The organism is Lentzea sp. NPDC058436 (assembly GCF_042721515.1).
Classification (GTDB): domain Bacteria; phylum Actinomycetota; class Actinomycetes; order Mycobacteriales; family Pseudonocardiaceae; genus Lentzea.
On the sequence record NZ_JBHXLF010000001.1, the window covers coordinates 1,478,860 to 1,505,079 of the forward strand.

24 protein-coding genes are annotated in these 26,220 nt (G+C 66.3%); 10 read left to right on the forward strand and 14 right to left on the reverse strand.

What is annotated here, in order from left to right; genetic code table 11:
* Nucleotides 1-235 precede the first annotated feature (235 nt).
* On the forward strand, nucleotides 236-772 hold the full coding sequence (locus ACFWN2_RS06070) for a hypothetical protein (protein WP_382425166.1): 537 nt from the start codon (nucleotides 236-238) through the stop codon (nucleotides 770-772).
* Complete coding sequence (locus ACFWN2_RS06075) at nucleotides 769-1,326, forward strand: hypothetical protein (RefSeq protein WP_382425167.1); 558 nt, start codon at nucleotides 769-771, stop codon at nucleotides 1,324-1,326. Before ACFWN2_RS06070 ends, ACFWN2_RS06075 begins: the two co-directional genes overlap by 4 nt.
* On the opposite strand, the gene ACFWN2_RS06080 is transcribed toward ACFWN2_RS06075, so the two are convergent.
* The 4 genes from ACFWN2_RS06080 to ACFWN2_RS06095 form a co-directional block, all read right to left on the reverse strand.
* Nucleotides 1,317-3,410: an ATP-binding protein gene (locus tag ACFWN2_RS06080; RefSeq protein WP_382425168.1), complete on the reverse strand. Its 2,094-nt coding sequence runs from the start codon at nucleotides 3,408-3,410 to the stop codon at nucleotides 1,317-1,319. The genes ACFWN2_RS06075 and ACFWN2_RS06080 overlap by 10 nt on opposite strands.
* A 388-nt stretch (nucleotides 3,411-3,798) precedes the next feature.
* Nucleotides 3,799-6,675, reverse strand: coding sequence for a M48 family metalloprotease (locus ACFWN2_RS06085; protein ID WP_382425169.1), 2,877 nt, complete (start codon nucleotides 6,673-6,675; stop codon nucleotides 3,799-3,801).
* Nucleotides 6,650-7,258 (reverse strand): hypothetical protein, encoded by a 609-nt coding sequence (locus ACFWN2_RS06090; protein WP_382425170.1) that lies wholly within the window; start codon nucleotides 7,256-7,258, stop codon nucleotides 6,650-6,652. Before ACFWN2_RS06090 ends, ACFWN2_RS06085 begins: the two co-directional genes overlap by 26 nt.
* Nucleotides 7,259-7,885: 627 nt before the next feature.
* Complete coding sequence (locus tag ACFWN2_RS06095) at nucleotides 7,886-10,378, reverse strand: tetratricopeptide repeat protein (RefSeq protein WP_382425171.1); 2,493 nt, start codon at nucleotides 10,376-10,378, stop codon at nucleotides 7,886-7,888.
* Between the two features lie 551 nt (nucleotides 10,379-10,929).
* Here ACFWN2_RS06095 and ACFWN2_RS06100 point away from each other — a divergent pair.
* Nucleotides 10,930-11,274, forward strand: a complete 345-nt coding sequence (locus tag ACFWN2_RS06100; protein ID WP_382425172.1) for a hypothetical protein — start codon at nucleotides 10,930-10,932, stop codon at nucleotides 11,272-11,274.
* Between the two features lie 62 nt (nucleotides 11,275-11,336).
* On the opposite strand, the gene ACFWN2_RS06105 is transcribed toward ACFWN2_RS06100, so the two are convergent.
* The 6 genes from ACFWN2_RS06105 to ACFWN2_RS06130 all read right to left on the reverse strand — a co-directional run bounded on the left by ACFWN2_RS06105 (nucleotide 11,337) and on the right by ACFWN2_RS06130 (nucleotide 16,107).
* Nucleotides 11,337-12,251: a helix-turn-helix domain-containing protein gene (locus ACFWN2_RS06105; RefSeq protein ID WP_382425173.1), complete on the reverse strand. Its 915-nt coding sequence runs from the start codon at nucleotides 12,249-12,251 to the stop codon at nucleotides 11,337-11,339.
* A 189-nt stretch (nucleotides 12,252-12,440) separates the two neighbouring features.
* Entirely contained in the window at nucleotides 12,441-13,265 is an 825-nt protein-coding gene (locus tag ACFWN2_RS06110) for an aminoglycoside phosphotransferase (RefSeq protein WP_382425174.1), read from the reverse strand.
* A gap of 2 nt (nucleotides 13,266-13,267) precedes the next feature.
* Entirely contained in the window at nucleotides 13,268-13,930 is a 663-nt protein-coding gene (locus ACFWN2_RS06115; RefSeq protein WP_382425175.1) for an AAA family ATPase, read from the reverse strand.
* Between the two features lie 100 nt (nucleotides 13,931-14,030).
* Complete coding sequence (locus ACFWN2_RS06120; RefSeq protein WP_382425176.1) at nucleotides 14,031-14,936, reverse strand: radical SAM protein; 906 nt, start codon at nucleotides 14,934-14,936, stop codon at nucleotides 14,031-14,033.
* A gap of 90 nt (nucleotides 14,937-15,026) precedes the next feature.
* On the reverse strand, nucleotides 15,027-15,158 hold the full coding sequence (locus tag ACFWN2_RS06125; protein WP_382425177.1) for a hypothetical protein: 132 nt from the start codon (nucleotides 15,156-15,158) through the stop codon (nucleotides 15,027-15,029).
* Between the two features lie 187 nt (nucleotides 15,159-15,345).
* The gene (locus ACFWN2_RS06130) at nucleotides 15,346-16,107 is read right to left on the reverse strand and encodes a hypothetical protein (RefSeq protein ID WP_382425178.1); all 762 of its coding nucleotides are present in this window, start codon (nucleotides 16,105-16,107) and stop codon (nucleotides 15,346-15,348) included.
* 413 nt (nucleotides 16,108-16,520) lie between these two features.
* Between ACFWN2_RS06130 and ACFWN2_RS06135 the strand changes: the two genes are divergently transcribed.
* On the forward strand, nucleotides 16,521-17,162 hold the full coding sequence (locus tag ACFWN2_RS06135; RefSeq protein ID WP_382425179.1) for an HAD family hydrolase: 642 nt from the start codon (nucleotides 16,521-16,523) through the stop codon (nucleotides 17,160-17,162).
* Nucleotides 17,163-17,179: 17 nt separating this feature from the next.
* Here ACFWN2_RS06135 and ACFWN2_RS06140 read toward each other — a convergent pair whose 3' ends face one another.
* Nucleotides 17,180-18,439, reverse strand: a complete 1,260-nt coding sequence (locus ACFWN2_RS06140; protein WP_382425180.1) for a helix-turn-helix transcriptional regulator — start codon at nucleotides 18,437-18,439, stop codon at nucleotides 17,180-17,182.
* Nucleotides 18,440-18,705: 266 nt separating this feature from the next.
* On the opposite strand from ACFWN2_RS06140, the gene ACFWN2_RS06145 reads away from it, so the two are divergent.
* Both ACFWN2_RS06145 and ACFWN2_RS06150 read left to right on the forward strand, forming a co-directional pair.
* Nucleotides 18,706-19,047 carry a zinc finger protein gene (locus tag ACFWN2_RS06145; RefSeq protein WP_382425181.1) on the forward strand — a complete coding sequence of 114 codons (342 nt, stop codon included), beginning with the start codon at nucleotides 18,706-18,708 and terminating at the stop codon, nucleotides 19,045-19,047.
* Entirely contained in the window at nucleotides 19,044-19,748 is a 705-nt protein-coding gene (locus tag ACFWN2_RS06150) for a helix-turn-helix domain-containing protein (protein ID WP_382425182.1), read from the forward strand. The genes ACFWN2_RS06145 and ACFWN2_RS06150 overlap by 4 nt, the downstream gene beginning before the upstream one ends.
* A gap of 21 nt (nucleotides 19,749-19,769) precedes the next feature.
* Here the strand turns inward: ACFWN2_RS06150 and ACFWN2_RS06155 are convergent, their stop codons facing one another.
* From ACFWN2_RS06155 to ACFWN2_RS06165, 3 genes are all read right to left on the reverse strand, one after another.
* Nucleotides 19,770-20,141 (reverse strand): DUF6355 family natural product biosynthesis protein, encoded by a 372-nt coding sequence (locus ACFWN2_RS06155; protein ID WP_382425183.1) that lies wholly within the window; start codon nucleotides 20,139-20,141, stop codon nucleotides 19,770-19,772.
* A gap of 115 nt (nucleotides 20,142-20,256) precedes the next feature.
* Nucleotides 20,257-21,474, reverse strand: coding sequence for an FAD-binding protein (locus ACFWN2_RS06160; protein WP_382425184.1), 1,218 nt, complete (start codon nucleotides 21,472-21,474; stop codon nucleotides 20,257-20,259).
* Nucleotides 21,474-23,735 carry a helix-turn-helix domain-containing protein gene (locus tag ACFWN2_RS06165; RefSeq protein ID WP_382425185.1) on the reverse strand — a complete coding sequence of 754 codons (2,262 nt, stop codon included), beginning with the start codon at nucleotides 23,733-23,735 and terminating at the stop codon, nucleotides 21,474-21,476. The genes ACFWN2_RS06160 and ACFWN2_RS06165 overlap by 1 nt, the downstream gene beginning before the upstream one ends.
* A 230-nt stretch (nucleotides 23,736-23,965) precedes the next feature.
* On the opposite strand from ACFWN2_RS06165, the gene ACFWN2_RS06170 reads away from it, so the two are divergent.
* The 4 genes from ACFWN2_RS06170 to ACFWN2_RS06185 all read left to right on the forward strand — a co-directional run bounded on the left by ACFWN2_RS06170 (nucleotide 23,966) and on the right by ACFWN2_RS06185 (nucleotide 26,181).
* Nucleotides 23,966-24,571 (forward strand): prepilin peptidase, encoded by a 606-nt coding sequence (locus tag ACFWN2_RS06170; RefSeq protein ID WP_382425186.1) that lies wholly within the window; start codon nucleotides 23,966-23,968, stop codon nucleotides 24,569-24,571.
* Nucleotides 24,572-24,584: 13 nt separating this feature from the next.
* Nucleotides 24,585-24,803 carry a hypothetical protein gene (locus tag ACFWN2_RS06175; protein WP_382425187.1) on the forward strand — a complete coding sequence of 73 codons (219 nt, stop codon included), beginning with the start codon at nucleotides 24,585-24,587 and terminating at the stop codon, nucleotides 24,801-24,803.
* Entirely contained in the window at nucleotides 24,800-25,348 is a 549-nt protein-coding gene (locus ACFWN2_RS06180) for a hypothetical protein (RefSeq protein ID WP_382425188.1), read from the forward strand. The genes ACFWN2_RS06175 and ACFWN2_RS06180 overlap by 4 nt, the downstream gene beginning before the upstream one ends.
* Nucleotides 25,349-25,671: 323 nt before the next feature.
* A complete protein-coding gene (locus ACFWN2_RS06185) occupies nucleotides 25,672-26,181 on the forward strand; it encodes a hypothetical protein (RefSeq protein ID WP_382425189.1) in 510 nt (169 codons plus the stop codon).
* Nucleotides 26,182-26,220: the final 39 nt, after the last annotated feature.

The following is a 26,220-nucleotide window of genomic DNA, read 5'->3' on the forward strand; positions in this document are numbered from 1 at the left end:
ACGCTCCAAACAGCACTCTGACCAGCAGTGATGCTGCTTGCATTGTTTGACTCGCGGTTTTCTCGCTGCAAGGATGAAAATCGCTGGAGGCGTTCGGAGCGTTTCTACTCCAGTGGTGTGAAACGCAGAGACCCCTCCCGGCGCCACCAGGAGGGGTCGAAGCGGAGAGCACCGAGCAGAAGCCCGTTACAGCGGGCGACCACCATCACGTCAGAAGTTTGAAGGAGCCCCTGACATGCAGTTCTCTCCTGACGGGAACGGTAGCGGTAATCGCCACTGGGAGCTATCAGTTCCGATGCTTCGTACACAGGCGGGGGAACAGATCAAGTTCCGCATCCCCCACCCCACCATGCACACCCTGGTGCTCTGGACTGCCGCCGCGAACCTCAGCCAGGGCATCGCGAGCCACTTCGAGATCGCGGCTGCGGACCTCGTACATCTCGTCGTCTTCGGCCTGGCGGTCGTGTTCGGCCGCCGACTCGCGCGTTCGCGAAGCGACCGCACGCCTCGAATCGTCGGAGCCTTGATCGGCGGCACCAGCCTCGCCACGACTCTCGCCGCAGGCGGACAGCTCTGGAGCGTTCCGGCGGCCATCGGAGCCGCCCTCTTTCTGATCAACGTCGTCGGTCTCTTGTGCTCCCTGCGATCCAACCGCGCGCAGGACGCTTCTCAAGACCCCGGCGCGATCGATGAGGACGTCGTGACGGTCCCGGCGAACGACGCGGGCGCCGACAGCAAGCAGGACAACAGCAACGAGGAGAGGGTGTTGTGACCGCAGGCATTCTCGGCGACATGCCGTTCCCATCGGACGTAGTCGATCCACGGCTCCTCGAGATGCTCGGGTGCACGGAACCGCCGTCCCACATGGCCGGCGTTGTGGCCGAGGCAGCGCAGGCGCGCAGTCTCGGCCTCCCTGCACGCGCGGCACACAACCTCGCACTCGCCTTGTATTGGCGCTGCCGGCACCGGCTCATCGACTTTCCTGCCATCACGCGCATGCGGCCAGTTGACGATGAGACGCTCCACCATGTCGCCCTCGCCTTGAGCTTGGCGCCGTCACCGGGACGGTCCGGGCCTGTCATCGCCGTAGTCCGGAACCAACGGCAGGAGCTGCCAGAGCTCGCCAACGAAGCGCTGTCCGTTGCCGACCAGGCGGTGCGCGACAATTGGGGTATCGCGACCTACTTCGGCTACCTCCTCAAGGCCTTCCTCGTTGCCGAGGAACAAGGCCGCCTACACGCGACGGGCAGCAAGGTGAGCGTGCTCGCCGACTACCGGGCCGCGCTCGCTCGTCGTGAGGCAAGCGCCTCTACCGATCATGACTGAGTGCCTTCTCCCACACCTCTGCCTGCCGGCAGTTCGCCGGGCGACCCAGTAGCACGGCCCGTACCACTGGCCAGCTCGCGCGCAGGCGGCTCGACGAGCAGGTCGTGGCCGTCCTCGTACTCGGACATGTCCGGCGGAAGCAGCAGGGAATGACGAGCCCGGACACGTCCCAAAGCCTCGTCCTGGCTGATGTCGTACCGGAGCTGGTCTCGGTAGAACGCCAAGCGCCGCTCGGCGTCATCGAGCAGTTGCCCCCAGTGGGTGACCCAGATGTCGTAGTTCTCCATGTTGACGACGTGACCCGGTGCCCGGTCGGTCTGCTGGACCTCGTCGGCGAAGTCCGGATCGAGCTCCGCCCCGACCAACCAGAACGTCCACTTGCACGCCCCCATGGCCGGATGCTTGGACAACGTTCGCGCGTAGCCCTTCACCTGCGTGAGTTCCCGATCACCGATGCGCAGCGACGGACGCTTCAGCTCCACCACGAGTCGATGCGAGTCTCCAGGAGAACCGACTGTGCGCTGCAGTACGAGATCAAGCCGTCCCGTCCGGCCGTCAGCCTGGCGCACCTCTTCAACCACGGACGGGAGGTCTGCCTCGAGGACCGCTTCCTCGTGCAGGACGTCGCGGAGAACCGTGGTGAGGCTCGCCTCGCTCCGGCTGAGGCGCCAGTCCTCGCCGAACAGCCACACGTTCTCCTTGACCAGCGGGTGCAGCTGATCGACCTCTCGCATCCGCCTGCGTGAGTCGCCGCCGTAGATGGCCGCGCGCAGGGCCGAGATCAGGTCGAGCCGTCGCATGACCTCGGCGCCGGCGCCGACGATGTTGCCGAGCGTGGAGACGCGCAGCATGTCGGCCAGCTGATCCCGTTCGTCCTTCGACAGCTCCAGCGAGCCGGCGAGGATGAGGTCCAGCTCCTCGGAACGTTCTTCTAGCGCGAGCTTCAGCAGCCGGGCGCTCATCGCGCGTTGCTGACGCGACCCAGAGTTCAAGGCTCCACGGGCGGTCACCGCGACGAGATCGAACATCTCGCGCTCGGCACGCCGGATCGGATCGTCGATCTCCTGAGGCTCGAAGGGGTAGCTGCCTTCCGACTTCAGCCGCGTGACGATCGTCGTGGTGATCGCCCCCAGCCTCGCGCGGACGTGCTCGTCGTACATCTTCGTCGCCTCGGCGATGACCTCCGGGAACTGCATGTGTGCGAACGCGCGCCCGACTTCCGGCCCGGCGAACTCGGTCCACTTCAGATAGCCGGTCGTCTTCGCCGCGGCGTTCGGCACGGGCTTGTCCAGCTCGACCAGGGCCATGCCGTCCTCGTTGCACAGCACGATGCCAGGGGCGGCCCGCATCTCATCGGTCCAGTCCACAATGGTCAGAACGGGGCGGTCGCGCCCCTCGAACTCTGGTGAGTCGGGATCGATGACCAGCAGGTCGAACGGCTCGTCCTCGACCAGTTCCCACGGATCGAGCCGGGTTCCGTTCACCACGACGTCGATGTCGTCGTTGGCGAGCAAGTGCCCCGCCAGCCGAGCGGCGAGCTGGTGCGGGAAGTCGGCGCGCACGAGCGCGTGGTTGGGACGGTTCTGGTCGGCGTGCACCGTGACGCGGGTACCGGTCGGCTCCGTAGTCGGCTCGGGATCCGAGATCTCGAACCCTTCCATCCGATGCTCCTCGCCGACGACCTCGACGCGCATGTTCCCGGCAGGTGTCGCCGCGACACTCGACCAGCGGACGTGGCTGCCGACCCCGTAGGCGAAGAAGCGTCCCTTGCCCTTCTTCCCGTGCAGCGCTCGCTTCTTGTTGACCGTGCGGCCGTTCAACGTCTTCTTCCACGAGTCACCGAGCGAGAGGAACGCCGACCGCGCACGCTCGCGGTCCATGCCGTGTCCGTTGTCGACCACCGTCACCTGCCCGACGTAGCGAACGTCGTCATCGCCCATGCCCGTGTACTCGATGTCGATCGAGATCTTGTCCGCCTCCGCGTCGAGCGCGTTCCACACGAGCTCGGCGATCGCGTCCAGCGGACTCACCTTCAGGTACTCGCCGAGGGCGTCCCTGCCGGTACGGATCTGTTCCCACGCCATCCGGACATTCTGGCCGACCTCGGTCAGCTCGGCACACATACGCCGGGGCAGGGATTGCCCCCGCCCCGGAACCGTCGTCGCCATCTTTGCCAGCCGGCGCGGCCAACGGGGTTGGTGGCGCTCACCAAGCCGGGGAGCATCGAGTAGATCGGCCACGGCGATGGGCAGCTTGCGGCGCGGTTCTCGTTCCTTCTAAGTCGGCCCAGCCTTTGGGGACCCCTAGCGTTGGGAACGGGGCATGGTTGCACCTCTCCTGGTGAGCGTGGCGCTAGAGAACGTGAGAGGTCGCGGGTCGTGCCTGGTCACGCAGCCTCCGATCTGGAGCTGGCTCGGAGGCGGATCTTCGATCGGTTCGCACAGCCAGCCGAGTCGGCCGCGTGAACCGGATTCACAGCGCCATCAGGACGCCTGTCATCACGTCGGTCTGAATCTTCTCGACCTGGCTGAGGAAGTCCTGGGGTGGGACGTCTCCGGTGTAGCCGTAAATGACGCTCACCTCGACCAGATTGTGCCCGGCCAGCGCGTAGAAGGTCTTGTTGATCACGTTCTGCACGGGTTCGCGGTGGGTCGTGGCCGAGCAGTTCTTCCGGTATGACTCGTAGGCCACCACGGGAGTTCGATCCAGGTCGCAGGCGGCATCCGTGCTGGCGCCATCCGGTTGCGTCTGGCTGAATCGTGCGCACTCTCGGTTTTCTTCGTCGTAGCGGGAGAGGTCGGACGCCGGTGCCAGGTAGGACGTGAGCCTCACGCTCACTATCGCCGTCACGAGCTCCGGGCTCGGGATTTTCACCTGGTACGCCTGGTCGACCTGTGCGCTGCGTCCCATCGACTCCTCGGTGGCGGCCAGCTTCTTCGCGGCCTCGTAGCACGCGGACGGAGTCATCGGTGGTTCGTCCGCTGCTTCGCCGGAAGACTCCGGAACCACGATCTGGGCGCCGGCGGGAAGCAGTTCAGGAACTCCTTCGAGCGCGGCGGTGGCCGCCGCTTCCCCCAGCGCACGCCCGTGTTCGCCCGGCGCGGGCAGGATGGAGGACCGGTCGGCTTTCACGACGTCGGGGCGCGATAGCGCACGATCCCCGTCCGCGACCGCGACCGTAACCGCGGACAGCGCACCGCTCCAGAGAGCGGCAACGAGCAGCACGGACGCCGTGGCCGCGTTCAGCGCCCAGAAGACGGTTCCTCGACGAGTCTCGCGCGACGAGGCGACCAAAACCGTCGCGGCGATGACCGGAACTGTGGCGATCAGGGCAAGAAGAAGCAGCGAACCCGGTATCTGCAGCGTCTGTTCGATCAGGCCGGACTCCGTCCCGCGTCCTTCGGCGCCAACGAGCAGGAACTGCACGACGCCGGACACAGCGGTCGCGACCAGACCGCCCAGGATCGCCAGCGGCACCGTAGCGAGCACGCTCTTTGCCTGACGCCGGCTCGCGAGCAGGACGATCACGGTGGCGACCAAGCCCACGATCGCGCAAATCCACCACCGTTGGTACGACAGGAGATAGCGCATGTCGGCCGACATGCCGGCCTGCGCCCGAAGCAGCCAGGAGAGCGCTGCGGCGCCGCCGCCGATCGCCCCGGTCGCGAGCACGACGACCAGGATCTTCGACTCGATAGCGGGCTTTCCGGAGCGCAGGACCACGAGCAGGAGGCCGGCCAGGACCAGCGCGGGACTGTGCTGCCAGGCCTTGTCCTCTGCCATTCCGCCGATGTAGTTGCGGACCGCCGCGCCGTCCCCCCACGTCTGGTGGGCGCCGACCAGCCAGACGACGTGATTCCAGAAGGTCCCCAGCGTCACGGTCACGGCGACGACCGCGCCCGCCATGCCCCGCCGCCGGTCGCCGGGGGTGGCCGCTAGGCAGGTGGCGACGGACGCGGTGAAGACGGCCACGGCCAGGCCCACCGCCGCGAGGCACGCGATCAACGGCAGAAGGTGGGCGCCGTAGTAGTTCGCGACCACCGGGTTCGCGCCTGGAGCCCACAGGCAATAGCCGGCGACCAGGCCCGCGGTCGCCCCCGCCCACGATCCGGTCCAGGACCGGTTCCCAGACGACGCACGCCGGGTCCAGGACGGGATGACGACGGTGCTCCACAGCAGCGCGGCCACGGCGATCGCGACGTTCGCGGACAGCCTCGGGTAGGACTCGGTCCAGCCGAGCAGGTTGTCCAGCAGGTCGGCAGCCCAGTGGTAGGTCAGCATCGCCACCAGTCCGGCGGCGGCCGAGAAGACGAAGCCTCCGTCCCACTCCTGGATCGGCTTCTCCCCGGCACGAAGGCGGGCTGCGGCCGACGGGTGGGTGGCGAAGATCCGCCGAACCCGGCCGGCCACGGACGGCGCCCTCTCGGCCGGGACCTCACCGCCGGGCTGCAGCATCGCCGTCAGAGCGCGCTCGCCACCGCTCGCGTCGATGACGTAGCGGTCGGCCGTCAGCTCGCGCCTGCGCAGCAAAGCCGCCCGCAGGGCGAGCGTCATGACGGCCGCAACCACCGCGAAGAGCAGGGAAATGCCGTACAGATCCCACATCACGGCCCAGGAGCTCAGCAGGGGAAGAATCGCGGCGACGAGCGCCGGAACGGGTAGCCATCCGGCCCACCACACCGCCGACGCCCACAGCACGTCCTTCGCCTTGACGTGCGCCAGCTCGTGAATCACCACGGCGTCAAAGGCATCCCGCGGTGAATACCGGTATGCCACAGGAACCACCACTCGCGGGCGAGCACCCGGCACGCACGTCGTGAACGCCTGCTCTATTCCCGTCTCCGGTGGCACGACGACCAGAATCGGCCTGCGCGAGCCGGTCAGATCCAACTGGTCGCACAATTGCGCGAAACGGGACGAAAGCAGACGCACTGCGCTGGCGTCCACGCCCTCAATCGCACTGGGCCGGAATCGATGCCGGACGACCAGCCCGCCCGCGATCATCAGCAACCACGCGACCACCGGTAGGCACGCGGCTCCCAGCAGGACGACAATCGCGTTCAGATGACCATAGTCACTCAGGCACGCGTGGAAGAGCCTGGGATCGACCGACCCCGACGACAGGGACGTCCCGTTCCGTACCAGGCAGACCTGCGCCGCGTTCTCGTCGGCGATCCCGTAGCTCGAGAACGCGGCGGTAGCGGCGCCAGCGCCCGTCATGATCAGCCCGGCGCCGATCATGACGTAGACCCACCACAGCCGACCGGGTCCCATCGCCCGGTTCAGCTTCTCCGTGTCCTCGGCCCAGCTTCTGGGGGGATCATCAACGAGCGTCATCATCACCCTCATCGATCCTGCGGCGAAGCACCCCGTCCACGGCCTCGGCCAGCAGCGTCGCACGTGCCTCGGACAGCCCCAGCGTGATTCCGTGCCTGACACAGGCGTCGCGGACCTCGGCGAGGTGCGCCTGGTCCAGTGTGACCCGCGTCCGGGGCGGGAGGTCACGCTTCCGCCGCCACCACCGCCTGCCCTGCAGCTTGGCGAACGCGGAGGCGCCGAGCACCTGGGCGATGGTCCCGGTCAGCAGCGGATAGACGATCGCGGTCACCACGGTGGGGTCTGGCGCGCCTGACCCCACCGATCCGCCTGTCCCGCGCGGCGACTTGCTCCGGTACACCTTGCCGCTTTCCCGCGCTGCCGTGACCAGCACGAGGTACTCGAGTTCCTCCGGCGCAACCTCGGCGACAACCTCCCTCGCCAGGTCCGCGATCACCACGGTCGTCACCGCGAGGTCTCGCCCGGCGGATCCGGACTCCCCCTGATTCATCGTCTCCGTCATCGACAGCGTCCAATCGTCTCGGCTTCCCGATCGCGCACCACCTGAAATACGAAACTGCCCCGTCACGAACCGCTCGACATGAATGTTCTTCAATACAACTTTCGCACTTCCCGGCCGCGCGGATCACAGCTAAACCGAAGGACTCGGAAGCCGCATGAACGGTTGCGGCGCGTCTCGAAGTCCCACTCGAACGGCCCATTGAAAAGAATGATTGCCGCACGGAATGGAATTATCGTCCAGGCTCCTTATACACGAATCCGCGCGGCGTGGCGACAACGTGCGCTTACCCGCAGGCAGGACTTCCTCGCTGACGTAGAGCTAGTGAAGATCGGAGATAACTACATCGACCGCCGCGCTGTTCGGCATCGACCTGCCCAGCACCGACGACGGGAAAAATGATCATTTCCGAAGCCGTATTGGCTGACTGATCGCCAGTGCTCGCCGCGCCACCTCGCACTGCGCCGCCAGCCCCTCGCGGGGCCACAGCTCGGGCTGGTAGGCAGTTGGCGGTCATGGACAGCGTGAGCCTGCCGACATTGGAGCCGTTCAGGCTACTGAAGGCTCTGCCCGCGGAGGTGATGGTAGAGGCGAGGCGCTGGCGTGATCACCTGGTGGAGATGGCGACCAGGCAGCCGCCCGGCGCGGCGCCGGGCGCCTCCGCGCGGCCCGGTTTGGACCCGAGCACCACGTCGGCGGCCGACCGGTTGCAGGCCATGTACATCACGCGGACGTGCCGTCCGACAGCTGCTTCTGCCAGTCGGCTATGACGGCTCGGGCAGTCAGGGTGTCACGGTGATCTGGGCCCAGCACCCGCAGCTGATCGGCGTGGACCTCCTCCAGCCCGGTGACCGCAGCGGCCGGATCACCAGCTTCACCGCGCCAGTGGGCGATAGTGGCTCGGGTGTACAGCGTGTCGCGGTGATCCGAGCCCAGCAGCCGCAGGCGGTCGGCGAGCAACTCCTCGAACGCGACAATCGCGCCAGCCGCATCACCAGCGTCCCCTTGCCAGCTGGCGAGGTTTTGCCGGGTGGTCAGCGTCTCGGGGTCGTCCGGGCCCAGCACCCGCAGCTGAACGGCGAGCAGCTCCCCGAACGCGGCGATCGCGCCGGCCAGATCACCAGCTTCCCCACGTTGGTGGGCGATTTGGGCTCGGGTATTCAACGTGTCGCGGTGGTCTGGGCCCCGCACCCGCAGCTGAACGGCGAGCACCTCCTCGAACTCGACAATCGCGCCAGCCGCATCACCAGCATCCGCGCGCCAGTAAGCGATGCTGGCTTGGGCATTCAGAGTGTCAGGGTGGTCTGGGCCCAGAACCCGCAGCCGGTCGGCGAACACCCCCTCGAACGCGACGACCGCAGTGGCCGCGTCACCAGCCCGCCCGCGCCACCGAGCGGCTTTGGCTCGAGCAGTCAGAGTGTCGGGGTGATCCGGACCGAGACGGCCGGTGGTCGTGGCCTGCAACCGTTGGAAGTAGGTCGCCGCCTCGGCGAACATCCCACCCTCGCCGAGACTGTTTCCGGCCCGCCACAGCACCTCGTGCACGCGGTCCGCCCACAGATTCTCGCTACCAGCCGTGGCGACCGAGTCGGCGTTGGCCCGCAGCACCTGTGCCAACTGGGTATCTCTCTCTACCTCTGGCCACACCTGGACAAGCGCGTCCGCAGCGGTCTGGGCCAGCACAGAGACACCGTCCCGAGGGACGGTGTCGCGGACGGCGCGTTGGACCAACGCGTGCACCCGCACTGCCTGGGATGGTGAGGTTGAATCCCGCGTGACCAAACTGAGCCGGTGCAGACACGCGACTCCCTCCCATGCCTGCTCGCCGCTGACCGCGTGCCCGACCCGCTGAGCCAACATCTCCAACGTGACGGTGGCGCCGAACACCGCGGCGGGGATGCCGTTGGGGTCCAACACACTGGCCAGCTCCAGCAGCGGCCGTGCTACTCCTACCGGCCGCATCTGATCAGCGTGCTCGATCGACAGTAACCAGGTCGCAGCAACTGTGGCCCGATGCTGGTCCGGCAGCCCATCCACCTCAGGCAGCAACGAGGACAATCGGCGCCTTTGATCCGCTAACCGCTCCCGATAGTCGGCGCAGGACAAGCCCAAGTCCAGCATGTACGCGGCAGCCTGGGCCAACGCCAATGGCAGTAACCCCAAGTCGCGCGCCAACTCCGCGGCACCCGCCAGCAGGTGCGGGTGATCGGTGAGGGCGGCGTCCAAGTAGGCGTTCGCCTCGGACTCGGTAAAAACCCCGATCTCCACGAGCTGGCGGCGGTGTCCCTGCAGGGCGGCGTCCCGTCGGCGGGTCGTCACCACCACCCGCCCCGTCAACGTGATCAGCGGCCACAATCCGTCCAGGTCACGGGGGCTTTGCAGATCGTCGAGGACCACCAGCCAGCTCAGCGGAGAGGCAGCCAGCCAAGCCAGCAGCCGCTGTGCACCGTGCTCGGACTGGGGGTCTTCTACTCCGGTCAGGTCCTCGGCCAGTCGGGCGTAGCCGGAGACGATCGCCTCCCGCGAGTCGGCCGTGATCCACACCAGCAACTCGATCTCGCCGACATTCCAAAGGTGTTCGGCATAGTCCACGGCCAGCTGGGTCTTACCCACCCCGCCCAGCCCAGACAAGACGCTGGTGCTCACCGGCCCGCCCGAGGTCAACACCACAGTGTCACCGCGATCAACAATCCCGGCGACACGACGGGTGGCGTCTCGGTCCTGGAACGCGCCCGCCCGCGGCGGCACGCTTCCGAACCGGTACCGCAAGGCGACCACCGGCCGACCCGCAGCTTGGTGTTGGTGGCTGCCGCCCGTAACGCCGACCCCGGCTGGCGCCGCCGGGCCGGGGGGTGCCGTGCTCACCGAGGGCTCGGCAGGGGTGTTTGCCTCGGTTCTGGCCGCGCCGACCTTGAGCATCTCCAGCACCTGAACCAGGGCGCGATATCGATCGCGCCAGACCTGCTCGGCAGTCAGATCAGCCAAGGCGCGCGGCAGATTGCCGGACTGGTCAGCTCCGAGCGTGTGGCAGGCAGCGACAAATGCCCAGACGACCTCCCACCGCGGAGCGCGGGTGAACTCGCCGCGCAACAGCGTGCTCAGACTCGACCGGCTCAGCACCGCTGGCGCGCACCTGGCTACAGCCGAAAGTTTCGGAGCGCCAGCGAGCATGTGTACTTCGCTGAGTTGACCGGCGAAGCGCTTCTGCGGGTCCACCTCCCCGCCACCTCCATTGCGGCGTCCAGACTCATCCGAACTTCGGAACCCGGAAACCTAGCTCCGACCAGCCGGGTCTGTGTCGGCCATCCGGGTTTGGTTGACATAAGTCCGCCCGAACGGCCTACCCAGTCATGTTGTTCATCGCCAGCTCGTCCATCGGCCACTAAGGAAGGCACTATGACTCGCCGCATCCCTCATCGCGACACCCCACCGCCTGTTATCCACACCATGCTTGGCGCGGCCCTGTCCGGCCTTGTTCGAGCGATCGCCGCTTGGCTGCTCGACCAGCTCCATCTCTGATCACATCCGCGCAGAACCGCCGAGCCAACTCCGCTGCGAGCCAGCTCGGCGGTCGCCGTTGTGACAGTTCGCCTGCTTCAACACAGCCAGCCTTCGAAGTCTGCTGGCCGGTACTACCGACGCGTAGCGACTGCGCCCTTACGCGACGCGTTCGGACCTGCTGAACCGCAACTTGACCTGAAACTCGACCCTGATTCGTTCAAGAGAAGGGCGAGACCTCACGCTGGCAACCGGTCTCCCCCACGCTCATGTGGCATCTGTTGCAGCACGTCGAGCATCGCGGCTCGCCGATGAACGGCCGTCTGCTGCGCAACGCGAAACGAGCCCAGATCACCTACCACAGCTACGACTACCTCTGGAATCGCCTCGGCGAGAACCTCACGTGGGCAGGCAAGCAGGGTGTCAGCACCCACTGGCTCCGCGACACCACGCTGACCTGGGTCGAACGCCATTACGGCTACGCCGTCGCCCGTGCATTCGCTGGACACAACGACTCCAACAGCGACGCGGGCAGCACCATGACCTACATCCGCGCCACCCTTGGAGAGGTCGCGACCGCACTGGCCGCGCTCACCGGCGAGCACACCCGCTAGCCGCGTAGCTGGTTTTGGCCCGTCGGGACTGCCTGCTCACTGGACGAGCAGGCAGTCCCGACTCACATCCCGTGATCGCTCAGCCCCACCGCCAGTGCTCTCGGCAACAACCGGTCGTGCCCTGAGGAGTCGGCCTTGGACAGCCGCTCGGCGAGCTGGAGCAGCATCATCTTCGACTGTTCCTCGTTCAGGCTGGCTCGGTCGAGTGCGCGAACAACCTGGAGGTAGCCCTCGACCGAGTTCTTCTCTTCCTCGACGAGCGCGGAGTTCTCGAGTTCGACGAAGACGAGCGGCTCGTACGCGGGGAAGGTCAGCCGTGTGAAGGGACCGCTCATTCCAGCGTGGGCGCCGACCGACGTCGGCAAGATCCTGATCGTGACGTTCGTACGGACGGTCGTCAGCAGCAGGTGGTGCACCTGGCCGACGTGGACCTCAGGGCCACCGACCGGGAGGTGCAGCGCCTGTTCGTGGAGGTAGAACGTGCACTGCAAGCCTTGGACGGAGAGCAACTCTTGCAGTTCCCGCCCAGCTTTGAGACGTAGGTCCGTCTCTTCATCGGGCACGTTCGGAGACGCAGCGATGGCCGCACGCGTGTAGTCGGCCGACTGCAGGTAGACCGGGAGCCCGTGCGGGTGCCAGGTGGTCAGGGTTTTCGCCGCCTCGACGTTCTCGACGAGCGTGCGGAGCCGGACCGGCGGACGTGAGCCGTGCTTCTGCCACCAGCCCTTGACGTGCATCGCCGGTCGGAGGCTCAGCAGGTGGTCACGTTCCTCCACGGGCGTGCGGCACACCCCCAGCAGCAGAGCCAACTCGGTCTCGGTGCAGCCGATCTTGCCGTTCAGGAAGTCCGACAGCTTCGCCTCCTGCCAGCCGACCAGTTCCGCAACCCGCCGTGCGGGCATTCCGGAGGTCTTGATGGCTGCCCGCACGCCTTCGCCGAACTCGCGGCCACGAGCCGTGGAACTTCTCTGCGGCATGGAGGATTCCTTGCTGTAGCTGGGATCTGTTGTGCCAGGCACAATCAGCCAACTGCCCCAACGCAGCCCGGACCAGCTCATCAATCACGCAGCGACCCAGCACGAATCCCGCAACCACCACCTCACACCTGCACAAACGCCACAGCCGTGCAGGGGTGGCCCGATCGGGTGGTTGCGTGACCACCAAGCTCACAGGAGCGCTTCGATATGGGCTTCAAGCTCGCTGGCGAGATCGGGATAGTCACCCTTGTCCATCCGGCGGAACAGCCTCGATGCGACGTAGAGCTGGGCGAGCCGGCCTGACTCGGACTCCAATACGTCGCCGAAGACTGAACGGACTCGCTCCGCCACTTCGGGCACGAGGAGGCTGTAGCTGAGCAAGGTCGCGGCGTCCGTGCCCGCTGGGCCGCGCCCCCACCATTCCCAGTCGAGAAGGCCGAAGTCCGGTCGCATGAGATTGGCCCAGTGCAGGTCACCGTGCACGGTCTCCCACTCATCGACAGTAGCATCGGTCGATTCTCCGAACCGCTGCCGGATTCTGCCGTTGACCATCTCCTGATCCGCGTTGACGCGCTCCGTCGGGGCGGACGCGATCACGTCGAGCGTGCGGCGGAGTTCCGCCCACCACTCGCCGGGCAGATCGATGGGCTCGCGGAGCACGTCATCCCGCGAGCACGGCGAGCCCGGCAACAGGGTGAGCACCTCGGCGCGCTGCTGCCGGTGCTCCTCCCACTCATAGACGTCGAGCACACGCGGTTTGGCCAGCCCGGTCAACGCGTTGGCGTCGAGGTTCCCGGTCCAGAAGTCGCCGCTGATCCATTGCTTGTTCTCGGACACCACGCGCAGCCAGAACTGCTCGTCGCCGCGGCCGGCGAGCACGCCGATCGAGCGATCCATCCACCCAAGCCGAGGCTCGCCGATCAGGGCGAGGCCGAAGTGCGCGGCAGCTCGGTGAAGGTTCTCGAGCATCCACTGGCGGAACTGGGCGTCGGCGTCGCTGAGGTCGGCGGGCACCGCTAGTCCTCGGTGACGTAGCGCAGGTAGGCCTCCGGCGTGGCCATGTACCGGCGCCAGTGGTCGACCAGCGCCAGGTCCTCCCACTTCGACCGCTGGAAGCCGTGCTCCCCCACCTCGATGATGTCGGCGTCCGGTGTGGACGCCAGGATCGGCGAGTGGGTCGCGCAGATGATCTGCGCTCCCGATTTGCCGAGCTCGTACATCAGGTGCATCAAGCGCAGGCAGGACTGGAAGGACAGCGCGGCTTCGGGTTCGTCCATCAGGTAGAAGCCGGGCTCTCGGAACATGGCGGAGAACACGGTGAGGAAGCCCTCGCCGTGGCTCATCTCGCTGGTGTCCTCGTCCCAGTAACCGTTCATGCCGGAGACCGCGTTCATGAAGCCGAACGCGGTCTCCGCGCGCAGGAAGTAGCCCTTGCGCTTGGTCCGCGGACCGATCCGATGGCGAGAGCCGAGGGCGGTGGTCTCGAACTGGATCATCTCACCCAGCTCGGACTTCGGCCTGTCGTTGACGTACTTCCGCCCAGCCCGCCCACCCTGCCCGTCCAGGCCCCACGCCTCAGCGAACGCCTCGACCAGAGTGGACTTCCCGGAGCCGTTCTCCCCGACCAGGAAGGTCACCGGCCGCTCGAACGTCATGCCCTCGTCGGCCAACTGGGCCACGCACGGCACGTCCAGCGGCCAAGCCCGCCGTGAGCCACCAGGCAACGCCTCAGCTGGGATGTACGCACGGCGGGCGAGCATAAGCGGATCTTCCTTCGGTTCAGCTGTAGTCGGGAGCGCAGGCTCCCGTGGGTGTGCAGTTGCCGGCCGGTCGACACGCCGGGCTGCAGCTCGGCCCGCACTGCGGATCACACATGTTCGGCACACACGGGTTCACCGGCCGCCGGGAGAACTCCGTCGCAAGCGCAGCTGCGGTCTGCGTCATCCTCGGTCCCGTCAGAATGTCGGCGAGCGACTGCTCCCGTACGTTGCCGACCGGCACCCACCGGGAGAACACGCACGGCCACACCGACCCGTCCGGTGCGATCGCGACCCTACCGTCACCACACCGACCACACAGTTCACCGAGGTCAGGACCACGATCCCGGATGCCCCGCCCGACCTGACGCAGGCGATCGACACGCACCTCGCCCTCGACGCCAAGGCCCCTCAACTGATCGACCGCCTCCCGCACGCGCTGTCCTTCGTCGACGTCGATGACACCCACGCGCACCGGAATCGAGCGTCGGACGGCCTCGACCAAGTTCGACCTCGTTCGCTCGTAACTGTGCCGACGCCGTGTGATCCGTTCGTGCTGATCCTTGCCATCGGAGTAGTAGCTGGTGGCCAGCTGAACACCAGGCCGCGAGAAGACCTCCCACAGCTCCGAGCCGACGTGCACCAGGTTGGTGAACACCTCCACCGCCAACTCGCGGTCGAGCGCATGGTGAACGAGCTCAGGCAGCCCTCGATGCAACGTCGGCTCGCCACCGATGAACTGGACCATCTTCGTTCCGAGGGCGGCGAGCTGGTCAATCAATTCGCGCCAATCGTCGGTGGTCATCACTCCGTGCGAACCGGCTGGACCAGAGTCGGCATAGCAGTGGTCGCACTGAAGCTGACACTTCCCGGTCACTTCAAGCCACGCAAACGTCACCCGCGCCCGCAGATCCAGTCGAGCCCCCACTTGTTCCCCTCACTTCTCGAACTCCGCCGTACTACCTGCGTAGTTCTTGGAGGGCGTCCAAGCCAGAAGCCGCGAAGGCGGACCGCTCGATCAGCTGACGTCGCGCCGAGCCTGCCGAGCGGCGAGCGCCGGAATCGCGGCGATCTTCGCCGGATCCAGCTCCGACCACAGGATCCCGGCCGGCCGCGGCGCGGCCGCCGAAAGTCTGACCAGTGCCTTCACCTAGTCCACAAACGACTTCGATGAATGCCTGCAGGTATGACTCGCACGAACGCCCGAGCCCAATGCCTGCTCGAGGATCGCGAACACGTCTGCAAGTTCATATCGAGAGACATCTCGTCGCCTTCTCGATGTACCTCGCCAAGGCGCACTTCCAACGATCGTCCGCCAGACCGGATCGGAGCTCCGTTCAATCTTGCTGCGGGCCGACCCACTGGTCGCCTTCTGTGTTCCACCACTCTGGGAGATCACCAGCTCCAACCGTGACGAACGGGCTGCCGTCATCGTCGATGACCCGTCTGACACGGCGGCCCTCGACCAAGAGGTTCAGCACGATGGTCCACTCGAAGCGAACGGTCTCACGTGCCTCAGCCCAGACGTAGAACACCTCGCCATCGCCCGCCGGCATCTTCAAGCTGGGTGGACTACCGGGCTGTCCTCCGGCATCCAGCCACGCAACGGTCTGCGATGTCGCCGTCGGATCCAGCTCGATCCGAAACTGTCGTGGCGTCACCGACGCACCACCTACGCCGCGCACCAGAACAGCCCCGTGCTTCACCGGACGCCGACTGTGCACCTCGACGTTCACACTCTCGATCCAGACCAGCGCTTCGACCTTCGCCTGAAGACGGATCTGGAAGTGGGTGCGCTTTGCATCGACCGCTCCTTGAGATCGCACCCAACGCGCCCACCCGTCGCGGTCGGCCGGAGGCGTCCCCTTGAGCCGCAGCCGGTTCTCGACGTACACGCTGTCGCCGACCCAGTCCGGATGACCAGCCCAGATGATCGAACGATCTCGCTCCACGTGAACGAGGACAGGATCGTCGTTCCACCCCTTGCGAGCCCGCCGTTCCCAAGTTGCGACAAGAGGGCGAAGCAACGCCCCGACAGGCAGACCCACCAGAAGGCCGAGTACCGCCCCCAGCAGTCCGCCCATGAGCAGTTCAGGCACGTCCACTCCTGCAGTATCGCCGACGCTACGTGACCTGCGGAGTCAGCTAAAGCATGCCGGTCCCTTCGCGGCCTAGCCGATCATCACAGACCTGCAACTCGCCCGAGCTTCGAAGTTCCCGGATAGCCCAGCGATCTGTTGACACATCCAGATTTCCAATCTGACCAGTTCAGCAACCCCGTCGCGCAGGCATTCCGGAAGCCTTGATCGCTGCCGCACGCGTTCGCCGAACTCGCGGTCACGAGCCGTGGAACTTCGAGCGACGTCGAGTCCGGATGATCGCCCTTTCCATCCGTTGGGACAGCCTTGAGGCCGCGTACGGACGCGGTCGTGCAGACCCGGCAAGCCGCTGGAGCCAACTCGGCCGGGCGCAGCGCTCGCTCTACGCTCCTCGATGGCGTAAGAGTGGGTTCATGGTCACTGCTGTCGTCTTCGATGTCGGCGAAACGCTGTTGGACGATTCGCGCGAGTGGGCCGCGTGGGCCGACTGGATCGGCGTACCGCGGCACACGTTCTCGACCGTTCTCGGCGCCGTGACCGTCTCTGGAAGAGACAACGCGGAAACCTTCCAGTACTTCCGCCCAGGCTTCGACGTCGCACACGAGCGACTGTTGCGCGAGGATGCCGGACTCGGTGAGCGGATTGAGGATCAGGACCTCTACCCCGACGTCCGGTCAAGCCTCGCAGCGCTGCAGAACCTTGGACTCCGGGTTGGGGTTGCCGGCAACCAGACTGCCCGTGCGGCGGAGTTGCTTCGAGCCCTTGCCCTGCCAACTGACTTTGTGTCGACATCTGGGGAATGGGGAGTTGCCAAGCCTTCAGAGATCTTCTTCGAGCGTGTCGTTGAAGCTGCCGCAGTTCATGCCGAGCAGATCGTGTACGTAGGAGACCATCGCGACAACGACATCGTTGCTGCGAAGGCCGCAGGGCTGCGCACGGCACTGATCCGGCGCGGACCTTGGGGATACCTGTGGGCCGACGACCCATTGGTGAAGCGGGACGCCGATTGGGTCATCAACTCGCTGAACGAGCTGCCTGCTCTGCTCACAAGCTAGAGCCACTACCGGATACATCAGATCGCCCGTGCTCCAGCCCACGCAGCGAGCTCGACCACCCTGTTGTTTCCGGGACGGTGCTGGAGAAGCGAAGCAAGCGTTCCCTTGACTTGCGGATGTTCTCGCGTGTGTTGAGGAGCCGCGTCACGCGCCATCTCGATGCAGACGTAAGCCTCCTCGTGGTGGCCCAGATCGTGTTGCGCGCTACCCAGCTCGATGTAGTAGTGCGAACGCCGCTCGGCGGGCAGTTCCGCCGATGGATGCCATGTCGCCGCCCGCTCGATGCCGATCGGGTCGCGCAGCTCGGTGGCCACCGCAAGTTCGTGGATGCGAATCGACTGCAGGCCAAAAGCGGTGCCGCGGTAGACACCTTCAGGGACCATCCTGGCCGCCTCGTTGGCTTCACGCAGATGATCCTCGGCAGCGCGGGGGTCACCGATTCGACCAGCCACCACTGCGGCTCGCATGTGGAGGGATCCATAGGCAGCAGCAACATGCTGATCGTCGAGGTTGGACAAGGCCGACTCACTAGCAGCTTTGACGAGCGCGTGACCGGCAGTACTGAGATCGCCGCTGGCGAAGAAGGTCTCTGTGCGGACGTACTCGGCCGCTGCCACAAGCAGCGGGTCATTCGCCTGAGCCGCCGACCGCCGCATCAGGTCGATGAGGCGGCCTGAGAGATCAAGGTATCCGAATTTGAAGGCGATCCCGTCTGCGGCGCGAAGTGCAAGAGCCCGAAGCAACGCGACCTTTTGCTCCTGCAGGCCTGGACTGGCGACCTGAGCTGCCCGCGCCAGTTCTGCGAGGAGATCCGGCAGGGCTTCCGCGAGTGCGCCGTACCTGGCCTGAAGGCGGTGCTCGTTGACGCGAGCTACATCTGCAGCGATCTCGACGAGCGGACGAGTAGGCCCATCATCAGGAAGGTCGAAGGCATCGAGTGCCCGCCGCAGGTGCGGTACGACGCCGTGCACACTGTCGAGATGATGTCCGTTTTGGACGGTTCTACGAGGATCATGTCCAGTCTGCTCTGATCGACCGCCGATCGACCGCGCTTCGACGCGCTCGGCAGCGAGCGGATTCAGGAGGTCGATCAGTTCCTGAACGGACACTTCCAGCACCTTCGCGAGGCGCGGCTGGAGCCAGGCCTCCGGGGTGGACTTGCCCTGCTCCCAGCGACCGATGGTTCCAGGAGTTATTCGCAGGAGCTCTGCCAAGCCCTCCTGCGAATACCCCATAGCCCTACGGCGGGCGGCTAGCCCTTTCCTCGGCTTCGCCATCGGTCTCCCCTGACGCGAATTCGGCGCATTGTGCCTGCACAGGCTAGCTCGGAACACCCGGCGAACACCCGTTCCACCAAGAGAACTTCATTTTCACCCAGTCGGGTCATCCTGGTGTTTACCCAGGTAGGAGCGCCCGATGCTCGATCGCTGCCGGGTCATGGCTGGATACTCCCCCTGGTTCTCCTCAGTTATGTCGATTTCCGTGGATCACTGCCGACATCAGGTGCGCTGGTAGCGCAGAAGTTCACGGGAAGTGATCGGGCATGGTCCGAAGCTACAAATGGCAGCCGCACGACGAAGGCCGTCACGCGATACCCCAGGAGCTGGCCGTCAACGACGCCGGCCTCACCCTCTGCGGCATCGAGGTGACGGCGGGCCCGGACACATGGCCCAACGACGCCCGCTACTGGCCGACGTGTGAGGAGTGCGACCTGGCGTGGCGGAAATCTGAAGGCATCCTTCCGTGGCCACGAAAGGGCCAAGACGCTGTGACCGCTTCCCGACGCCCCGCAGCGTCCGACGGTGGCAGCTCAACCGACGTGCTTGCGCTCGTGGTCGACACGTTGATCGCCCAGGGCGCAGACCTTGAGACACCGCGCCGATGAAGGTGACCAAACAGGTCGCCGAGGACGAGCGCCTCTCCTGGAGTCGTAAACGTGGCATCGTCCTCGTGGCTTTCCTCGAACGAGTGGGTGTCGAGCACAGCGTTGCTCGGCTTGTCGAGCTGGCCCGCCTCACAAACATCGATCTGATCAACCAGCTGCGCCGGTTCACCGAGGCGCACGTGATCGATCGGCGCACTGATTTGGACGTTGTCCCCGCCGAGGATCACTTCTGGCTGTCCACCGAACGCGTCGACCGTGCACGCGCGCTCCTCCAACAGGCCGATGACGCAGACCTGCGCGAGTTGGTGGCGGAGCGAGGGCTCGACATCGACCGCGCGTTGGGCGACTTCTCCACGCAGCAGCCGTATCCGGTAGCGCTGGGGAAAGCACTGCGGGACGCGCGCATCGCCCGTGGCACAAGTCAGGCCGAGGTCGCCGAGATGGCGTCCACCCTGTCGAGCGCCGCGCTCTCGACGTTCGAGAACGGCCACGCACTACCGACCTTGATCACACTCGCTGAGCTGGCCCAGATCTACAAGATCGACGCGACCGAGCTGATCGTCGGTGCTGCGTGTCACTCGAAGCCCGACAAACAGGTGCTGGCCCTGCGCGTCGCCGAACCGACGTTCCGCGCGGTGCTCACGCACCAGTTCGCGGCACGTCGTGTTCGGGACCTCGCTCGAAAGAAGGCACAGCGCTAGAAGTCCTCCAAGTCAACAAAATCAGGCGCGCGGTTGCCCTGTTGAACACCTGCGGTCGTGGGGCGGCCCCATGAGGTTCGGCGGCGTGGTCACGTAGTAGGCGTTGACGACCTTGTGCTGTCCGTCCCGGTAGAACGGAATCTGCCACCACGGCGCCACGCACGCGGTCCCGGTGGTGCCTGTGGACCAGTGGAGCTTGATGAGGATGAAGCTGTCCGCGCAGTGCACGTACCGACCGGTGAGCTCCCCCACCGGTGGCGACACCTCGTAGAAGCCGCACCGCGGCGGCATGATCCGCGTGGCTGAGCCGGAGGGCGCGTCGATCAAACTCATCGCGGTGGTCGCGAGCAGCATGCCCACCGTAGTGGCGGCGCGGGCGAGTCGTCCGTTCATCGTTGCTTCTACCCTTCTCCTGAAGTGGTTGATGCACTTCAGTTTTCGGGTGTCCACAACGGATTCGGAAGACGTCTTCCGTCTGCCCGTATGGAGCAGACGGAAGACGCCGTCCTCACAGCGGGTCGAGGTACAGGGTGCCTCCGGCGGCGAGGGTCTTGCTGGCCAAGCTGCTGTTCGCCTCCTGCATGGCCCTGACGATCTCAGGCGATGTGGATGGTGCATACCTCAACGCCGCGACTAGGAAGACCAGGTCGTCGTCCGGCAGACGCAACAGAGGTGTGCTGATCCTGTCGGTGAGCAACGGATAGGCGAGAACAAGACCGAAGTCGCTGTAGAGATCTGCACTGAGTTCACGGTCGGCGTGGTTCAGCAGGTCCTCCGCCGCACTGCTCGGCACAAGGAGGTTGCACCACGGGTGCGGCGACTCCCAGAGCCCTGCTTCGCGCAGGACTGGCTCTCCCGGTGCAAGCCGATCGACGAACTCCCAGTAGGTCACGGTCTGTCTTTCGGCTTCGCCGAAGGACAGACCTCCCAGGTCCCCACGCCCGCGGCCCGTTCCGAGGAACGAGACAGCCTCGAGTTCGGCGACGTGGTCACCGTCGCGGACCTTGAGTTGCCCCTCCACATAGTCGAAGGTCCCCTGGGTCACCAACTCGCGCTGATCGGAGACGAGCTGCCTGATGCTGTCGTAGTGGAGTTTGTGCCAGGCAACGGTTTCCGGCGCTGGAACGAGGCGCAGCGTGGCGCGGGTGATGACGCCGTTGCGTCCTCGGCCTGCACGTACGGCGTCGAACACGGCACGGTTCGAACTGGGTGAGCACGTCACGACATCGCCGGTAGGGGTGACGACGTCGAGCCAGAGCACGTTGTCGGTCTGTGCGCCGTAGTGGTGGCTGGCCCCGCCCAGGCCGCCGACGGACAACGTGCCGCCGACGGTCAGTTCGAGGTAGTCGGTGAGCACCGGTGGCGTGAGTCCGTGCGGCAGAGTCGCACGCAACACGTCGCTCCACTTCGCGCCCGCGTCGACCACGACGCGATCGGGTGCGACCTCGTGAATTGCGGAGAGGGCGGTCATGTCGATGACGACTCCACCGAGCGCTTGAGCTTGGCCGCTGGTGGAGTGACCCTGTCCGCGAGGAACAACGACCAGGCCGTGGTCGCCGGCATGCTTGATCACCGTGCTGATGTCGGCCACGTCAGCGGGCCTCAGAACGGCTGTAGGACGGTCATGAACCGTATCGCCGTAGTCGTGCGCGGCCCACGCGATCGCGTTCTCATCGGTGTCCAGCCTTCCGGTGAGCGCGGGCATGGTGCTGAGCGCCTGATGCACTAGACGTCCTCCTTGAGATTTTCGATCAACTCTCTCCGCAGACCAGCTGCGGTGGGCTCGGTGTTGCCGCTCAGCAGGTCAGCGGCCGCGGACCACGACCTGTGAGCAGCTTGGAGGTTGCCGCGGTCAGCGTGCAGATCTCCGACGCGCCTGTGGATGTGCGCCTGGCTCCAGACGTCGGCGACCTTGGCGAAGATGGCCAACGCGTTCTCGAGGTGGTGCAGGGCGACTTCGTACTCGCCGCTGGACTCGGCCAGACCTGCCAGCAACGTCGAGGTGCATCCCGAGGACATCAGGTCCTCGGCATCGTCGAAGATCGTCTGCACTTCCATCAGCAGAGATCGGGCTCCAGGGGCATCACCCGAAGCGGACAGCACGGAAGCCAGGTGGGCGGAGGCCACCGCAAACTCCCACTGGTCTTGGGCTTGCTTGCTCAGCCGGCGGGCGGTCTCAAGGTGCTTGATCGCCGCCTCGAGGTCGTTCAGCTGGTAGCAGGCTCGTCCAAGGCCCACATGGCAGACGGCGACGCCGTTGAGGTCGCCCATGCCGGTCCTGATCTGCATGGCCTGCCGATAGAGGCCAGCGGACGAGGCCGCCTTCAGCTCGTCGATGCCGGCGTCACCGAGCGTCTCCAGCACCCAGGCCTCGGCGTCGCGATGGCCGCCCTGTCTGGCCATCTCCAACGCGTCGTGCAAGGCGGGCACCCACCACGACCAGGCTCGACGGTGGAACAGCATCTCGTTCACGACCACGGGCAGGTAGGCAACCGTCGTGATGTTCCAGCGAGCGCCGCACCGGACCAGGCGCACGAGGAGTTGGAGCTCGTCCTCGAACCACCGGACCGCGTCGGCGGGATCGTGGAACGTCAGCGTCGCCAAGTCGGCCTGAGGCGCGTCCAGAGGCCTCCGCGGCCGGGACGGCCACAGCATCCGGATCGCCGCGGCGCCGGTGTTCAGGTAGAGGTCGACCAGCCGCGACAGAGCCGCGCGGTTGGCTTCTTCACCATCGAGTTCCTGGGCCTGTTCCAGGGCGTACGCCTGCACGAGGTCGTGCATCACGAACTTGTCCTGCGCGGTCTGCTCCACGAGGTGCACGGTGGCGAGAGCGGACAGGTGTCCCTGAGCCTGCAGTGGCGAAAGCCCAATCAGCGCAGCTGCAGCCTCGATCCTGATCGGCCCGCCGGGATGCAGCCCGAGTCGTCTGAACGTGGCGGCTATCGGGCCCGGCAGCGCATCGTGCGACCACGACAGAACGGTCCTCATGGCCAGCGTCTCGTCCGCGGTCAGCACGTCGAGTGGCTGACGGCGGGTCAGCTCGTCGGCCAGCTTGCGCAGAGGGACGGTCGGCAGCAGGTTCGCACGCTCGCCGGCGATGCGCAGCGCGAGCGGCAGCCGACCGGCGCGGTCTGAGATGACCCGCGCGGAGGCGAGATCGCCGTCCACCCGCGCGCCCAGCACGGACCGCATCAGGTCGAGCGCCTCGGCCGAGCTCATCGGGTGCAGCGTGATCCGGACGGCGCCGTCGTGCACCACCGCGCCCGAGAGCCTGTTGCGACTGGTGACCAGTGCCAACGACCGCGGCGAACTGGGCAGCAACGGCCGGATCTGGTCAGCGTCGACCGCGTTGTCCAGCACGACGAGCGTGCGGGTCGCTTCCAGCAACGTCCGGTACAGCGCGACGCGGCCGTCCAGGTCGCTGGGGATGTCCTGGGGCGAGGTGCCCAACGCCCGCAGAAACCGGCCGAGCACGACGGCAGGGTCTTCCGGTGAGTCAGCGGCGAAGCCGCGGAGATCCGTGAACAGCACGCCGTCCGGGAAGTTCGGCGCGATGGTGTGCGCCCAATGCACGGTGAACGCGGTCTTGCCCACGCCTGCCGGACCATCGAACGCGATCAAGCCCTCGTGTGCAGCGAGTGCGGCCGTGGCTTGTCCCAGGGCTTCCCGCCGCAGAACGAACGAGCGCAATGCGGCCGGCAGCTGAGCAGGGCGGATGCGCTCACGAGTGGCTCTCGCGCGTGGCCTCGGCACCGCGAGGTCAGCCAGTTCGCCACCGGCCTCCAGCGCTCGGTCGATCGCTACCGCGATCTCGGCGGAAGGGCTGCGGATGTCGTGCTCGAGGTTGCTGAGGTAGCCCTTGCTGACGTTCGCTCCGGCCGCCAGGTCCTTCAGGGAGAGTTTGCGGTCCTCCCTGAGCACGTGAAGCAGCTGCCCGAAGGTCATCTCGGTCGTTTCGAGCCCCGTCTGCTGCCGTCTGCTGTTCATCTGGAGACGCCCCTCCCCTGGCCAATCGCCTTCGATCCTGCCAACACTGAATGCAGTCCCCCGACTACGAACAGTGCAACCCCCTGGTCCAGGAGGTGAGGGTATGCCGATCCAGTCGCTCTTCGCCCTGGATTCCGGGCAGCTACGCGTACGAGACCACCCGGTCGAACGACAACTTTCGTTGATCAGATCGAATCAACTTGGAGGACCTCCAAGCGGAGGGAGTCGCGATGCCGGGCTGGATCACCTACGGCCTTCTCGGCGCCGCGGCCGGTCCGTTCGTGATGACCTACGTGCGCGCTGCCACGCACCAGGAGCAGCTGGCAAAGCGCGCCTGGATGCCCTCTGCGGCCGCGAGCGGATTCCTCTGCGCGGCGTTGAGCTGGGTCGCCGTCAAGGCGACGCAAGAAGCGAACGCACTTTCGTGGTTCGTGATCGTCGGCCTTCTTCTCGCGCTGATCGACTTGATCGAGCATCGGTTACCGCATCGGATCAACGGAGTGCTGCTCGTGGGGACCGTCGTCCAACTGCTAGTCCCGGCACTGATCCAGTCCGACTTCGATCCGCTGGTTCGTGCAGCTCAAGCAGCTGCTGCGGCGATCGCCGGTGGTCTCGCCGTCTACGTCTTCTCACGTCAGGGGCTCGGCTTCGGCGACGTCGTGCTCCTTGCCCCGGTCGCGTTCGTTCTGGGCTGGTTCGGCTGGTATCAGCTGTTCGCGGGACTCATGAGTGCGTTCGTGATCGCGGCCGTCAGCATGCGCGTTCTCCGCAGCAACGCGCTGGCGCTCGGGCCGTTTCTGATCGCCGGCGCGGTGGGCGCGATCTTGCTGACCTGAGCGGTGACGCCTGATGTGCCTGCCGTTCTGGGACGAGAACCCGGTGATCGTCCGCGAGGTACCGCACGCGCTGCGCCGGGCCACCGCGGTCTTCGTGCTGATCGCGCTCGTGTCCCTCGGCCAACACCTCCGCCCGGACATCACCGCCAAGCCGGGCGCTCCGATCGAGGTGGGCGTCGTCGCTCCCCCGGCGCCCACCTCGACCCCACCATCAACCTGGAGGCCGCGATGACCACCACCGCACGAGTCGCCACGATCCTCGGCCTTGTCGCCCTCACGTCGTGCGGCGCTCCCGGCGACGCACCGCCCACGCCCGGCACCACTTCCACCTCGACCACCACGAGCCTCGCTCCACTGCCCGTTCCACCTGAACGCAAGGCGGTCGACGCCTACCTCGCGATGTGGCGGGAGATGGCGGCGGCCGGCGAGACGTCGAACTCGGAAGCTCCCGGGTTGGCCCAGCACGCCACGGGCGACGCGCTCGTCGTCATCAAGAACAGCCTCGCGGAGGACGACCGGAAGGGGCTGGTCACCAAAGGATCCCCCAAGAGCGATCCTCAGGTGACCAATGTGGACCGGTCCGACGGTGTGGTGAAGGTCGTGAAGATCCGTGATTGCGGCGACGACAGCACGTGGCTGAAGTACCGCAAGGGAACGAACGAACCCGCAGACGGTCAAGGTGGCGGTCGGCGCTCCATCCTCGCCGAGGTCAAGGCGCAGCCCGACGGCCAGTGGCGCGTGACGAGGTTCGCGGTTCAGGGGGTCGGATCATGCTGACGCGGCTCGCTCTCGCCGCGGCGATCGCGATGGCCGGGCTCATGGCCACCGCCTCGTCGGCACGAGGTGATCCTGGGTGGGGTTCGGTCGACTGCTCGTCCAGCCCAGGCCCGGGTTGCGAACTCATCGCCGAGATGTCCCAGGCCCAGGAGCGCCCCAGCGCCTCCGACAAGACCTCCCACGCTCAGAGTTCGGACGCCTTCGAGTGCCGGTATGTCCCCGTCGATCAAGGCAATCCAGGTGTCCCTCAGCCCGAGGGACCAGGTGGATGGTTCCGCCTCCTGTGCTCGGCCGACGGCAAGGCCACCGCCAACCGTCCGCCGGTGTGGATTCCTGCTGGGCAGCAGACCGAGCTGTCGATGACGCCGGAGCAGGTGGCTTTGATGGCCAAGAGCCGGCTGAGGCTGCCCGCGCCCTCGATCGCGATGAACCCGGCAGGCGAGCAGTTGGTGCACTTGCCGACGTGGTTGTGGCTGCGCGAAGGCTGGCGGACGACCTCGGCGAGTGCCTCGGTCCCTGGAATCACGGTCACCGCTGTCGCTGAGCCGACCACCGCCTCGTGGTCCACCGGCGACGGCACCACCGTGACGTGCACGGGTCCGGGTACGCCGTTCTCCGCAGGCCGCGACCCGAAATCCGTCTCACCCGACTGCGGCCACACCTACCGTCGTTCCTCCAAGGGGTTGCCGGGCGAGGCCTACACCGCCTCGGTCACGGTCCACTGGAACGTGCGGTGGTCCGGCGCCGGACAGAACGGTGTCTTTCCCGGCCTGACGACGACCACCTCCACGAGCTTGAGCGTCGCCGAAAGCCAGGCCCTCAACTCTCGCTGAATCCCGAACAACATCCAAGCGTGCCGCCGATTCGGGCGT

What these genes read in the sequence shown, in the direction of transcription:
- ACFWN2_RS06070 (WP_382425166.1), top strand. Translation starts at nt 236, where the DNA reads ATGCAGTTCTCTCCTGACGGGAACGGTAGCGGTAATCGCCACTGGGAG.
- ACFWN2_RS06080 (WP_382425168.1), bottom strand. Translation starts at nt 3,410, where the DNA reads ATGGCGTGGGAACAGATCCGTACCGGCAGGGACGCCCTCGGCGAGTAC.
- ACFWN2_RS06085 (WP_382425169.1), bottom strand. Translation starts at nt 6,675, where the DNA reads ATGAGGGTGATGATGACGCTCGTTGATGATCCCCCCAGAAGCTGGGCC.
- ACFWN2_RS06100 (WP_382425172.1), top strand. Translation starts at nt 10,930, where the DNA reads ATGTGGCATCTGTTGCAGCACGTCGAGCATCGCGGCTCGCCGATGAAC.
- ACFWN2_RS06105 (WP_382425173.1), bottom strand. Translation starts at nt 12,251, where the DNA reads ATGCCGCAGAGAAGTTCCACGGCTCGTGGCCGCGAGTTCGGCGAAGGC.
- ACFWN2_RS06135 (WP_382425179.1), top strand. Translation starts at nt 16,521, where the DNA reads ATGGTCACTGCTGTCGTCTTCGATGTCGGCGAAACGCTGTTGGACGAT.
- ACFWN2_RS06140 (WP_382425180.1), bottom strand. Translation starts at nt 18,439, where the DNA reads ATGGCGAAGCCGAGGAAAGGGCTAGCCGCCCGCCGTAGGGCTATGGGG.
- ACFWN2_RS06145 (WP_382425181.1), top strand. Translation starts at nt 18,706, where the DNA reads ATGGTCCGAAGCTACAAATGGCAGCCGCACGACGAAGGCCGTCACGCG.
- ACFWN2_RS06150 (WP_382425182.1), top strand. Translation starts at nt 19,044, where the DNA reads ATGAAGGTGACCAAACAGGTCGCCGAGGACGAGCGCCTCTCCTGGAGT.
- ACFWN2_RS06155 (WP_382425183.1), bottom strand. Translation starts at nt 20,141, where the DNA reads ATGAACGGACGACTCGCCCGCGCCGCCACTACGGTGGGCATGCTGCTC.
- ACFWN2_RS06165 (WP_382425185.1), bottom strand. Translation starts at nt 23,735, where the DNA reads ATGAACAGCAGACGGCAGCAGACGGGGCTCGAAACGACCGAGATGACC.
- ACFWN2_RS06170 (WP_382425186.1), top strand. Translation starts at nt 23,966, where the DNA reads ATGCCGGGCTGGATCACCTACGGCCTTCTCGGCGCCGCGGCCGGTCCG.
- ACFWN2_RS06175 (WP_382425187.1), top strand. Translation starts at nt 24,585, where the DNA reads ATGTGCCTGCCGTTCTGGGACGAGAACCCGGTGATCGTCCGCGAGGTA.
- ACFWN2_RS06180 (WP_382425188.1), top strand. Translation starts at nt 24,800, where the DNA reads ATGACCACCACCGCACGAGTCGCCACGATCCTCGGCCTTGTCGCCCTC.